We start from the raw sequence: 12,251 nt of genomic DNA, 5'->3' as shown, positions 1-12,251 counted from the left end.
TGTACCTGGCAATATTTGCTCAGCAAAATTGATTGGAATGAATTTATTTTGGCAGGATAAGTCAGGCTTGTAGTTGGCCATAACAATTTACCGTGGGTGAATAATATCTATTAGATCACAGTAACTCTGTGGGTTCAAGGTTAAAAAACAATCAAGTAAAATGTGTAGAACCAGTTCCTAAAAAGAGTAATTCTACAGCCTCAACGCTTTGCTCACCGGCACATACTGCGGAGAGCGTTTTTGTGTAAAATGGAGCGCAGCGACACACAAAAACGAGCGTAGTAGTATGTGTCCGCGTGCAGCAACTTGTTATATGCTTCGCTCACGCTTCTGATCAATGTTATAGTAAGTTACTGTTATTGAGCCTAGCTCTGCTTTTAAGGCTGATGCCAACTCATAACCCTTTGCCAAAAATTTAATCTCAACTTCTTTGCTGCTAAAGCATGATTCTGGAGGGTACTCTTGGTTTAAAGTTGCATCATATTCTGCAGCCCACTCGTTTAGCTGAGATACAAGTAGCGAAGATATAGGTAAGCTCTCTGGATCTATGTTGCCTACTTCATTCTCGCCGCTGTGCCACAATGGAAAGCAACCATAATCCGGCATCACTTTAATTGCTCGCATACTCTTCCTGCATATAACGCCCGTAGCAGGCGCGCGCTTTTTGCGTCGCTTTGACTACGCTTGTTACGCGTTGCGGACTATTTAAAAACACCTTTCTCTCCTGCTTGAGCAAAAATACTGCCAAATTTAAGTCCTTGCTCAGTGATTTCATATGGCAAGAAAACTACGACAGAATAACCACTCTGATGATCTAGATTAATAGCTATAGCATCAGATTTTTCGCCAGTTTCTGGTAAAGGAACACGGACATCATAGACGAGAGCGGTGGCTTTATAAGTTTTAGACCGTGAAGCAGATATAAATGCCTTATTGAGCATTGATATTACATCAGTTGATGGTGGGTGTTCATCGCCATCGTACGCAGCAACATTAACGATTTCACCAGTGGGAGTCATTGCACCACCATAAGGGAAAAATTCGCCATGTTCAGTAAGCAATTGCTCTGCAAGTGGTAACACTGCGTCCATAAGCTCTTGAGACTCGGCCTTCCCTTGATCCATGTTGCCCCCAAAGCAATAAGTAGAAATTAGTAATATTAGTGTGAAGATGCTTAGTTTCATATTGACGTGTAACAATTTTATAGTGCGCGCGACGCGCATATTTCTGCCGATGTCACGCTCATGTATACAATAAGTATATTTTTAACAAATAACGTAATGTATTGCCAGCTATAATTTTTTATTGTTCCTAAAGATATTCAGAAAAAAGAAAATGCGCTCGTCGCTCATTTTCTTGAATATGGGAGCCAAACAACTACACTGTACACATATACAGCATAACTATTGGTGATGACATGAAAACGCGCTCCCCATTTTTAAATTATATCGCTGATTATATGTTGGTACGTCAGTATTCATTACGTACCGTGGACACCTACCTGAGATGGATTGCATCTTATATCCATTTTCATGATAAGCGCCACCCGGCCTCAATGGGAGACAATGAAGTCGAACGCTATCTAGAACACTTAGTGTTAAAGCAAAACGTTGCACCGCGTACGCAAGCAACGGCTCTCAATTCATTGTCATTTTTATATAAGCACATAATAAAAAATGAGCTGTCGTTAAACTTAAATTTTGCTCGCAGTAAAAAACAAGCAAAACTGCCTGTCGTGATGACCCCAGAAGAAGTCAAAATATTAATGGCTCATTTAAATAAACGCTATTATTTAATTGCTGCCCTTATGTATGGAAGTGGTTTAAGAGTAATGGAAGCTGTGCAATTAAGAGTGAAAGATATTGATTTTGATTATAAATGTATTCAAGTATGGAATGGCAAAGGCAATAAACACCGTATTGTTACGTTGGCCACAGAGCTAATTCCTATGCTGAGAACTCAAATTTTAAACGTTGATGACTATTTAAAACTTGATTTAAAGAATACCGATTATGCTGGCGTATGGATGCCATATGCTTTAACAAAAAAATATCCTTGCGCCGCAAAATCACTTGCGTGGCAGTATTTATTTCCCTCTCATATATTAAGTACAGATCCTCAAAGTGGTGAAATAAGACGACATCATTTTCATCACTCGTGCATAAGAAAAGAAGTAAAGAAAGCAGTTCAAAAATCGGGATTAACAAAAATAATAACACCGCATACCTTGCGTCATTCATTTGCAACGCATCTATTGCAAAGTGGCGCCGATATCAGAACAGTTCAAGCTCAGCTTGGCCATTCTGATGTCAAAACAACACAAATATATACTCATGTTTTACAGCAAGGAGCAAATTGCGTAGTGAGCCCCTTAAGTAAAATATTTTAAACTTTATCAATGTTCGCTTCACGCCAAAAGTATGATGAAAAAGCACGTCTATTTGATTAAAAAATGATGCCATTACAATTTTGATGAGAATTCACCAAAAAGCGCATTGTGAGAACGTAGTATTGGTGATTTTTAGATAATTTAAAAGGGAAATTTACAACACCCAATGTTGTTTGAAGCAACTTATAAATTTATAGTGGAAAGTGTACTAAATTCATAATAGTCATGTAAAACAATAATATACGGTAGTAAAATATTAGTAGTGAGGGCGTTCAGAATTCAGTGTTAGTTTACCTTTCAGGCTTGTACTAACCAGCTATTTTGCGCCCTTTAAATTACAACTCTACAGATTTTGGTTAGCAATTTTTCCAGTAAAGCCAGAGACTAAAGCCAATGACTTTTTATTTTGGCTGGCATGCCTATACATACAAGCAGAACGCCCAAAGCCTAACGAAGGCTCCTTCTCTTCATGAGGAAAAAATGCACTAGAGTTATATTCAAATAAAATGCCAGCTACATTGCGACCTGCATTTTTGGTGGATACATGTTCCTGCTCTTTAGCGAAATCCGTAATTGCTCTTTGTATTTCCATATCATATAAATGCACATTACTAGTTGCGGCTACTGTACCTTCAGGCAAAAGTACATCAGTCACGTCCAATGCTATCAAACCATACTTGTTTTTTCGATTCGCACCAATGCGTGTATCAATCTGACTTGATGCTTTTTTAATACGAGAGGCTAATTTCTTTATGGACTTGATACGTTTACACTCTACGTACAACTTATCTTTACCTATATTGACAACAACATCACAGTCATCTGTTAAATCAACTTCATATCCCCCCTTGAGAAACCTAGAGGCAATATTCAGTTCAAACGCGAAGTCTCGTGCAGGGTCATCATTTTCCCCCTTTGCATTCTTCTTGATTGCTTCGGCCCGCAAGCTCTTACCTGACATAACATGCTTGATACGATCTTTTAAACCCTCGTGCTTACCATCTTTAAAAGTGTTCCATAAACGGATAATCTGACATGCCTCGGTCGCAGCTTGCATAAAATGATAAAAATCATCAATTAAGTCCTGTTCCGTTGGTACTTTAGCTCCAGGGTTAACAAAAGTTTTTAGCAAACGTTCATAGTCTCCCATTCGAGTACTTTTATACGGAAAACCCAGCTCTTCGGATAGCCATTTACACGATTCTGAAAATTCTATTCGACGATCCTTAAACTCTCCTTCATACATTGCCGTTTTACTTATTTCCAACATTGAAATGCTCATATATCTCCGAACTCAAGTAATTGTTAATGCCGGAATAAACGGCGAGGAATTGTAGACTACGATAAATGACGAAGGAGCGTAAGCCTACAGTTTTTGCATCCACAGTTTTATAAATGCTAAATGCACTTAGGTCGATAGGTGACCAGCAGCGTAGCCGACCCCAGTAGCCCAAGTTGTTTCGAACATTGAACTGAAAAGAATACGAGCACGAGCTTTTAATGTTTTTGCCATAGACACCTCCTTAAATTTGCCTGCCGTGGTTGATAGGACCATTTGGATACTTGCATATCGAATAAGCACAAAAATAAGGGCTACGGAGCCAACAAACGCCCAAGGAATCGAACCTTGGCCTACCTCCCCCATCAGCCTAAGTACACTCTTTTAAGAGCTATTTAAAAACACATATCTAAATAAATTAAGACTTTACTTTATTTTCCATATTCTGCAACCTATTCACTATCCACCTATAGCTGCATGGCTTTAGCTCAACTAAATCAGCCTCACGTCTTTCTGCATTAAGCGTATCAAGCTGTTCAATAAACTGGTCATACACCTTCTGGTACCTCATCACGGTATGCGTGCGCAGGTATTCGTTTATCACTTCATCAATGAGATCATGGACTTCTTGAGGCAGTTGCTTGGTTCGGTTGCCTTTGGCCTTATGTTTGGGCATCAGTGCGTGTTTATCCCAGCCGCTTTCCACAAAGGCTTTGTTCCAATAGGCTAGCGTGCGCCATGACGGTGGGCCACTGTCGTTTATCTCCGCCGCCTTTTGCGCAATATACGGGGTTAACCATTTCTCGGTATAGGCTGGAACGCTTTGTTCAATTGCGCCTTGCACATACCTATAACGTCGCTGCATTTCTTTTTTTGATGCAACATCTTCCGCAGTTTCTGCTTTAGGCTTTTTAACGGTACTGAGTGGTTTAAAGGTTAGCTTGGTTGGTAGCTCACGCCGCGCAATGGTTCTAAGCTGACCGTTTGAAACCAGTTGTTCAAGTTTTGGCTTTGCAAAATTAAACCGCCCACCGCTTTCAATATCCGTCAACACCACATCACTACCCGCAATGCTTTCAACCGCAAAGTAGGAGCATGAATGCTCCGATAGGCGTTTAACTAAAATCAGGTCGGGGTTTTGCAAGTCCATTATGGTGGCATTTCCTAAAACGACGGTAAAGCACAAGTTCAAATAGCGTATACCCTAGTTGAACATCACCAATACCGATTAAAAGTGTTCATTTAGGGTGGTTTAAGGCGTTAGTACGCACTATGTTTATTTAGTCTAGATGCTAAATGAACAATTGCCATGAGTAAGATTGGATATGCGCGAGTTTCGACCACAGATCAGTCTTTAGATTTACAAGTAGACAAACTTGAGGAAGCGGGCTGTGAAAAGGTGTTTACCGATATGGCATCAGCGTCGAATACCAAACGCGATGGGTTTCAAGCCCTCCTTAGCTACCTTCGTGCTGGTGACACCTTAATTGTGACTCGAGTCGACCGCATCGCTCGTTCCGTACTCGACTTACAAACCTTAGTGAACCACCTAAAATCCAACGATATTCAGCTACAAGCGCTAGAGCAGCCCATCTCAACCGACTCTGCCTCAGGCAAAGCTTTTCTAGATATGCTCGCCGTGTTCGCAGAGTTTGAACTCAATATCAGAAAAGAGCGACAGCTCGAGGGCATTGCAGCCGCTAAAAAAGCGGGTAAATACAAAGGCCGTAAGCCAATATCCGACAACACCAAACAAAGCATTTTATCGCTACGCGCAAAAGCTACACCAGTCAGCCAAATAGCAAGCACGGTGAACGTTTCAAGAAACACGGTTTATAAAGTTATCAATCAAGATATTAACAAATGAATTAACTAGGTATAACATATTGAGCTTTGCTATCTGCTTGTGAAAAGGAATAACAGTGGAAGTATTGATACCATTTGCTAAAGATAAAAATGGCTCTCTCGCATTTGTCGATGAAGTAGAAAACGGTTTAGAGTGCAATTGTTTTTGCATCAGCTGCGATATGCCTCTTTCCGCGCACAAGTATAAAACGAACATAAGACGCGATCACTTCAAACATGCACCGAAGGTAAACTCCAAAGATAAGCCATGTGAGATAAGTTATAAACGCGCTATTTTTTGGCTGTGCCGTAATATACTTGCTACCAATTCTAGCATTCATCTTCCTCGATATGTCGGTTATCCAAACAGTGATAAATCCGATGAGGGCGTGTTGATCACTGAAGAAAAGGTATACGACTATCAATCTAAAGTAACATTGAATCCAGCCATTGAAAGCGCGCAAAACGAAATTGCTATCCTACACACCAATGAACTCGACATCACCCTTGTTTTAACGCTAGAGAGCTCTTCTTACCAATTTAGCTCTACATACAACCAAAAGTCCGCCATTGTAGTTGTCGACGTGAAGGATTTTAGAAAGTACGTTGAAGGCAAAGTAAATGGCTACAGAGAGCAAGTTGAATCTGAATTACTTGAGAAGCAAAGCATCAAGCATTGGCATTACTACCCACAGCAAACACAAAGGTTTACAGAGTTTTATCGTAGTAAAAATCAAAAAATACAACTCGCTAAAAAGGAACAAGCACAACTTAAGTGGGAGGAACAACAGCAACTGGCAGAAGAGAACGAGCCGTTATATGACCCAGTTTATGGATTTCAGCAAAACCCCCGCTATAAAAGAAAACCGACACGTGCTTTTAGGGAAATTATTGACCTAAACCCCGCACCAAAACAATACGAAACAAGGTGGTTTAGATGCCCATCTTGTTTTCATGTTTGGAGCCGTTCAAGTGAAGATGTGCCATACTCCAAAAAACTAACTGAATGCTCTCATTGCACTTCACCTGTCAAAATAGATTAACTTCTGGCAGTCTTAATTACCATACAAACTCAAGGCTTTATACCAAATGAACAAACAGATACCAGCTCCACTTATCGCTGTGTCAGCGGATGCTCTGTCAAACTTAGAAACTCACGCATCTATGGACTCTCTGTTCATGTACTCCAACGCTCCTGGGGAGCCACCTGAAGGTAGTAAATCGGTCAAAGCCCTTGAATGGTTAAGAAGAGTCAATAACCAATCCAATGAACCTTTAGATATCTTGGGTAAGCTTATAGAAAATTATATGGAAAACCCTGATTATCAGTCAGAATACACCGAAATAATGTTTCAAAAAGTTGAAAACAAAGCTTACCAGTATGTTCAAAATATTAGGAAATGTTTGTCTAGGTATGGACTTGAATATCATCAAGGTGGTCTTATATTAGATGGGGCTAGCGCTCCGATAAAGTCTTTATCTACCATCATCAAAAACCGAGACTTACCAGCTATAAATGCAGAATTCGACAGGGCTCTAGAAAATTTAGTTCGTGACCCAAGAGAAGCAATATTGGCAGCTTGCAACATACTTGAAGCAGTCTGTAAGACTTTTATCGAAGATGCAGGCTTAGCTATGCCTGCTAAAAAAGACCTACAGGGAGTTTGGAAAGTCATAAAAGACGAGCTCGGCTTTGATATTAGGCAGATTCAAGACGAGGACCTAATTCGAATCCTGAGTGGGTTATTTTCAACAGTTAGTGGTATTGGAGCCTTGCGCACTCATGCAAGTGCCGCACACGCTGAGGGAAGAACTCGCTATAATATAAAACCCCGTCACGCTCGACTAGCAGTACATGCAGCACATACCGCAGCCGTGTTTATTATAGAAAGCTGGGACGAGAAAAAGGTAAACTCTTGACGATATTGCCAATGCTGGGGCTAGCTATGCAATCTTACTTGTTTCATTTTTATAAGTGTTAATTATCGTTGCAGCATTAAGGGAACATCTTCCTCAACCCATTCACATACCCACGCTTATAAATTTCTTTCCCCTCAGCATCTTTGACTTGTCCAGTTGCCATGACAGCCCAGCCTTGATTATTGAAAAACGCATCAGAAATTGCGGCTTTAATGGCTTCAACTTCCAGCGGTACCAGTTGTTTGTTTTCAATTGTGGTGTTGGTTTTATCGCCTTTGGTTCTGTCTATAAACAAGTCTGAGTTGGCTTTTAGCGTATTAAGTTGGTCACGGTATTTGTTACGCTCGGCAATCAGTGAGCCTACAACGGCTCTAATCACAGGGTCGTCGATAGCGTCTAGAATATGTTGGTCGTTGCTGTTCAATAGCTGTTTTTGGCGCACTGAGAGCGGCTTTTTACACGTTGTGCCTGCATAGGCTGCCCAAGCCTCTATTAATTGCTGAAAATGCTTTCCTGTGCGATTACGGATGGTTTGTGTTGATGGGCCGCCTTGCTCTTTAGACAGCCGTCCGATCGTTGCCATAGAAAAGTCGAGAGGCGTTATTTTACTTTGCTGCTCAAGCACAGCATTCAATACCGTTAAAGCACTGGCTGTTCTTGTGGTGGCGCTTGCGCATAGCTCTTGCAGCACTAGGGTTGGGTCAACTGGATTAGCCATTTTTCTTCACTCCTAAAGTGGCTGTCGCCATGTTTGCTAATGTTCTGATACTAATGCCTGTATTACTTTCAATCGCCTGTACACCTTGCTCGAGTAGGCCTGCGTCTTTCAAGTAAGCTTCAGTATCAAGGTAAGTAGAGAGCATTGTCATGGCTTTACTTTTGTCTGGCTCTTTCGTGGCATTTAGCATGGCATTGACCATCACATTACCAAGCTTAAGCTGCGCTTCGTCGTCGAGCTGCATCAGGATTGGTTGGTAGCCCATGCGCATCAGCATGGTGTTTAGCATGTTTGCTCTGTGATTAATGGCCGTGGTTTTCTTTAAATCGTCTTTTAAGTCTGCAAATACTTCTGCGTCATCGCAGATTTGGATCAGCTGCCTAAATTCAGATTTCGTGTCTAAAAAGCTAAAAAATGGTGATATGTCTTGTGCCGAGCCAAGCGCAATTACTTTGTCTTTGTGGTCGTGCTCTTCACGGTTTTGCTCGATGCTTAGTACCTTACGGATCACCTGAAAACACGCTACTAAGTCTTTGCAATATTCATCGGCTTCGGATTTTTGTCGCTCAATACGCCTGTCTATGCTACTTAGCTGGTCACGCTTGCTAAATGGTGTGCCATTAACCTCACAGAAATACTCTTCATCCAATAAGCTCGCTTGCTCGCCCTCGAGTTCCGCAGCAATTTTTGCAGCTTCTGTGGCGTGATAACTTAGGTTGTTAAAGTGAGCCGTAAGCGATTGAATATAGCGGGTGCTGGTAATAAACCAGCGACAGCGAATACAGTTTTCAATCCCATGGGGTACTGGCGCGTGTAAGTCGGCTTGGTTTCGATTCGCTTTTTTGAGCTTATCTCCGCCATTCCAGCACCCAGCAATTGAAGCATGTTCAACCAAGGGCGAGGTGTTGCCACCTGCCAAACAAATGCCTATCGACTTTTCTTGCCACCCAGCTGGGTTACGCACTCTCAATGCAGTTTGTAGCGATTCAATGTCTTTAAACGCGGCTTGCAAGCCGATTTCTTCAATGGATTTATTGGCTAGGAATGACTGTAGACTATCATCTTCTATGTCGATTATTTTGCCTTCAGCCTCGCGCATTTTCTTGGCCATCATCACAGGCGTGAGTTTGGTGTAGTGCAAAGTCATGATCAAACGACTGTGGCCAACCAACAGCTTTGACAATATCGGTGTGGGTATTTCCCCCTCAATGCCGTAGCAAGTGATCAAGGAAACGCGTAATGCATGTAAAGGGAATAGTGGCCTTCTGGCATTTTTAGGGTCAACAAAATGCACTTTGGCACCATCTCTTAAAGTATGCTCTTTTTTCGCCACATCGTGTTCGAGTTGGGCAAGCAAAGCCACCCAAAGTGCGTTAACATAACCATCTGTAATTGGCATACGCCGTTCGCGCTTACGATACGCAGCAGCATTGCGAAACAAAAAGCAAATATCACCAATTTCACTGCGTTGAATTTTGGTTTTAGTGCTACCAAAGTGCTTGTAGTCTAAGTCGTAAATTGACGTGGACTTGTTGATTGGGTTGTACTTTTCTTGCCAGTTTCTGAGCTTTTCTAGCCAATACAACACCTCTTCGTGTTGCCATGGGATCACGTATCCCCGAGTTATTTCATCTTTGTTTCTATCTGCGGTTTTATTGGTGTTTATGTACATGCCCGTCATCACATCACCAATATCTGGTGTGATAATGCGGTGGAATACCCCTTTTTGCCATGGACGCTTATCGCTGCCTTCAGCAAAAGGGTGTTGCGTATTCATTTGCCACTCGCCATTACTGTAACGCCATGTATCAGCCTCGCCCGAGTCCAGCATTCGCACTTGAAAGGTTCGTAAAGGTAACTGCAACTTAAGGTATAAAGCCATAGCACGAACTGGCGACCAAATTAAGTAAATGCTGTCACCCTTTTCTAGGGTTCTTAGTGCACCATCTATTCTTATCTGACGCTGTTTATCTAGCGTGTGTTTTTGCCAAACACAATCGGGGTCTGCTTTGTCTATCACCGATTCATCAACCAAAATCCAGTCTTTTAAAAAGCGAGCGTTGGTGAAGAAGAGCTCACTGTAGTCGATGGCCCACTGCCATTGCTTAAAGTGACCCCGAGGCGCGGGGCATAATATGCTGCGCAGTTGCTTAATATAGGCGTAGGGTAAAGCGTTGTAGACAGTCTCCTGTCTTCTTACAGGGCTTTGTTCTTTATCAAAGGGGTTTTGAAATAGCGGCACAAGATCGCCATTATCATCTGGCTCTGAGTAGTAGGTATCAATTATCCAATCAATAAAGCGGCATACATCGTTGTTTTGCCTAACACGGTAGCCTTCGTTCAGCTCAAACGACATAAGAAATTTGTTGTAGTCTTGATCTGCCAGTGTAAATAGCTCAATGGGATCGGTAATAAATCGCGGTACCAGGTATTCATCTAAAAAGCGAGCGATTGCGGCGCGTGAATGATCAATGCCGTATTGCTTTTGTTCAAGCCAAGTCGAGGCCAGTTCCCGCCAAGTCTCCCAGCCAGAACCGTTTTTCTTGATAAACCAATTGAACTCATAATCCTGTGTTTTCATGGTTTATATCTCCTTAATTTAGGGTACTTACCGCTAAATAGCCCATCTGGGTCAATATCTTCAAAGCCTGATTCCATCACGTTTTGCCAGCTCACGCTGACGTCTTCTTTAAACTCGGCATAGTGTTGGCCATCAAGGTTTTTTGACGCTCTTTCACATGCCAACGTCACATCTCTAATACTCGGTTGGGTATATACTGCTTGTGATAAAAACGAAGCGTGGTGGAGTGCCTTTTTGATCAGCCTTGGATCAATGCCCGCACTCGACATACGTCTGCCATAAGCATGACGATGGGCATGTGGGGTTCGTCCTTCAGGTTTTGATACAACAAGGTTGATACGAGCCATGGCCGCTTTATAACTTTGGTTAAACGCATTTAGGGTGAGCGATTGACCTTCGTGTGTTTGTGAAAACGATACAAATGCGTAAGGGTGCATTCTTGGCAACGGTAATAGGTAAAGTAAGTATTGCTGCCACAACTTGGCAAATAGCTCACCGTAAAAGGCTGGAAACCAGTGCAGTTGAATGTAGTTTTCGTCATCATCAACCACTTTGGTTTTCCAGCCAACTCGAGCGGTACCCGTCATGCGGTTACGAGGAATTAAGTTATAGTTCTCAGACAAATACGCTGCGCGTGTTTTTTGTCGTTTGCGGCCAGTCCAGTTATTTGGTGCTCTGCCATCTTCGGGGTGGTACAAACGTACTATCACACCACTGGGGTTTTCTGGGTCGTAAAACACATCATCCACCCAAAGGTGTAAAGCATCACTTTCTCGTACACCGGTGCCATGCATCAGCAACACAATAAGCTGATCACGCAGTGCCACGCGCTTATCTCTGGCTTTGCCTAAACCTTCAATAAAAAAGAGTTTAAAGAGCTTTTCTGGAAATGAAATGGCATCACCGTCAACCTTTAGCACATCCTTTTTACCACGTACCTTGCGTACGGTTTTAAGCACACTGGGTAAAGGGTTACTTTTGATATGGCCTAAAAAGTTGTACTGATTGCGTTTGTACCATGCAGCATAGTTAAGGCGTTCTTGATGAGAGCTGGCTTGTTCAAATGGGTTTAAGCTGGTTGTATTTCTGTTATTGGCGAGCCAATCCGTTAAGCCATTTAGCGCAGATAAAAGTTGATTTACATTTGCTGTAGAGCGAGGTAACCAATATAAACCCGATGGATCATTCCCCTTAGGGCTAATGGAACCCAACGATAAACGCATTACAAATGATTGAAATAACTTGCTGGCGTCTGAAAATAATCCTGTATTGGCTTCCATGTACTCGAGCAAAAGCTGGCAAGCAAACGTAATGCGATTCATCCATGGCAAACTTTTAATGTGCGACTGACTTATAACGTAATCAAGTAAGGGATCGAATACACCATATTCGCTAAGCAACACAGGTACTTCAATCAATAAGCCTGAATTATCTGTTTTAACTTGCGCAAGAACTTTGACTAACACGGTACCTAAACCAATTAGTGCTGAGGAGTTTTAGTAGATTAGTATAAGAAGTA

Annotated in this window: 11 protein-coding genes; 4 read left to right on the top strand and 7 right to left on the bottom strand. The window is 41.9% G+C overall.

Features of this window, described 5'->3' with window-relative positions; genetic code table 11:
* Positions 1–309 precede the first annotated feature (309 nt).
* Positions 310–624 carry a hypothetical protein gene (locus H5183_RS08090; RefSeq protein WP_182731399.1) on the bottom strand — a complete coding sequence of 105 codons (315 nt, stop codon included), beginning with the start codon at positions 622–624 and terminating at the stop codon, positions 310–312.
* Positions 625–701: 77 nt separating this feature from the next.
* Positions 702–1,124 carry a hypothetical protein gene (locus H5183_RS08085; RefSeq protein WP_182731398.1) on the bottom strand — a complete coding sequence of 141 codons (423 nt, stop codon included), beginning with the start codon at positions 1,122–1,124 and terminating at the stop codon, positions 702–704.
* Positions 1,125–1,417: 293 nt separating this feature from the next.
* On the opposite strand from H5183_RS08085, the gene H5183_RS08080 reads away from it, so the two are divergent.
* Positions 1,418–2,389: an integron integrase gene (locus tag H5183_RS08080; protein WP_145240522.1), complete on the top strand. Its 972-nt coding sequence runs from the start codon at positions 1,418–1,420 to the stop codon at positions 2,387–2,389.
* A gap of 343 nt (positions 2,390–2,732) precedes the next feature.
* Here H5183_RS08080 and H5183_RS08075 read toward each other — a convergent pair whose 3' ends face one another.
* Positions 2,733–3,671 carry a hypothetical protein gene (locus H5183_RS08075; RefSeq protein ID WP_182731397.1) on the bottom strand — a complete coding sequence of 313 codons (939 nt, stop codon included), beginning with the start codon at positions 3,669–3,671 and terminating at the stop codon, positions 2,733–2,735.
* A gap of 415 nt (positions 3,672–4,086) precedes the next feature.
* Positions 4,087–4,818, bottom strand: a complete 732-nt coding sequence (locus H5183_RS08070) for a hypothetical protein (RefSeq protein ID WP_182731396.1) — start codon at positions 4,816–4,818, stop codon at positions 4,087–4,089.
* A gap of 159 nt (positions 4,819–4,977) precedes the next feature.
* Between H5183_RS08070 and H5183_RS08065 the strand changes: the two genes are divergently transcribed.
* Genes H5183_RS08065 through H5183_RS08055 form a run of 3 tightly spaced genes read left to right on the top strand, consistent with a single transcriptional unit; the run spans position 4,978 to position 7,433 of the window.
* Positions 4,978–5,535 (top strand): recombinase family protein, encoded by a 558-nt coding sequence (locus H5183_RS08065; protein ID WP_182731395.1) that lies wholly within the window; start codon positions 4,978–4,980, stop codon positions 5,533–5,535.
* Between the two features lie 55 nt (positions 5,536–5,590).
* Positions 5,591–6,556 (top strand): hypothetical protein, encoded by a 966-nt coding sequence (locus H5183_RS08060; RefSeq protein WP_182731394.1) that lies wholly within the window; start codon positions 5,591–5,593, stop codon positions 6,554–6,556.
* A 46-nt stretch (positions 6,557–6,602) separates the two neighbouring features.
* Complete coding sequence (locus tag H5183_RS08055; protein WP_182731393.1) at positions 6,603–7,433, top strand: abortive infection family protein; 831 nt, start codon at positions 6,603–6,605, stop codon at positions 7,431–7,433.
* Positions 7,434–7,509: 76 nt separating this feature from the next.
* On the opposite strand, the gene gmtX is transcribed toward H5183_RS08055, so the two are convergent.
* Genes gmtX through gmtY form a run of 3 tightly spaced genes read right to left on the bottom strand, consistent with a single transcriptional unit; the run spans position 7,510 to position 12,198 of the window.
* On the bottom strand, positions 7,510–8,151 hold the full coding sequence (gene gmtX, locus H5183_RS08050) for a gamma-mobile-trio protein GmtX (protein ID WP_182731392.1): 642 nt from the start codon (positions 8,149–8,151) through the stop codon (positions 7,510–7,512).
* On the bottom strand, positions 8,144–10,732 hold the full coding sequence (locus tag H5183_RS08045) for an integrase family protein (protein ID WP_182731391.1): 2,589 nt from the start codon (positions 10,730–10,732) through the stop codon (positions 8,144–8,146). The genes gmtX and H5183_RS08045 overlap by 8 nt, the downstream gene beginning before the upstream one ends.
* Positions 10,729–12,198 carry a gamma-mobile-trio recombinase GmtY gene (gmtY, locus tag H5183_RS08040; protein WP_182731390.1) on the bottom strand — a complete coding sequence of 490 codons (1,470 nt, stop codon included), beginning with the start codon at positions 12,196–12,198 and terminating at the stop codon, positions 10,729–10,731. Before gmtY ends, H5183_RS08045 begins: the two co-directional genes overlap by 4 nt.
* Positions 12,199–12,251: the final 53 nt, after the last annotated feature.

The organism is Pseudoalteromonas sp. SR44-8 (assembly GCF_014163635.1).
GTDB classification, from domain to species: Bacteria; Pseudomonadota; Gammaproteobacteria; order Enterobacterales; family Alteromonadaceae; genus Pseudoalteromonas; species Pseudoalteromonas rhizosphaerae.
This window is presented reverse-complemented; position numbering and strand designations above follow the sequence as displayed.

Excerpts from the sequence above, each read along its gene's own strand:
- H5183_RS08090 (WP_182731399.1), bottom strand. The coding sequence starts at position 624 with ATGCGAGCAATTAAAGTGATGCCGGATTATGGTTGCTTTCCATTGTGG.
- H5183_RS08085 (WP_182731398.1), bottom strand. The coding sequence starts at position 1,124 with ATGGATCAAGGGAAGGCCGAGTCTCAAGAGCTTATGGACGCAGTGTTA.
- H5183_RS08080 (WP_145240522.1), top strand. The coding sequence starts at position 1,418 with ATGAAAACGCGCTCCCCATTTTTAAATTATATCGCTGATTATATGTTG.
- H5183_RS08075 (WP_182731397.1), bottom strand. The coding sequence starts at position 3,671 with ATGAGCATTTCAATGTTGGAAATAAGTAAAACGGCAATGTATGAAGGA.
- H5183_RS08070 (WP_182731396.1), bottom strand. The coding sequence starts at position 4,818 with ATGGACTTGCAAAACCCCGACCTGATTTTAGTTAAACGCCTATCGGAG.
- H5183_RS08065 (WP_182731395.1), top strand. The coding sequence starts at position 4,978 with ATGAGTAAGATTGGATATGCGCGAGTTTCGACCACAGATCAGTCTTTA.
- H5183_RS08055 (WP_182731393.1), top strand. The coding sequence starts at position 6,603 with ATGAACAAACAGATACCAGCTCCACTTATCGCTGTGTCAGCGGATGCT.
- gmtX (WP_182731392.1), bottom strand. The coding sequence starts at position 8,151 with ATGGCTAATCCAGTTGACCCAACCCTAGTGCTGCAAGAGCTATGCGCA.
- H5183_RS08045 (WP_182731391.1), bottom strand. The coding sequence starts at position 10,732 with ATGAAAACACAGGATTATGAGTTCAATTGGTTTATCAAGAAAAACGGT.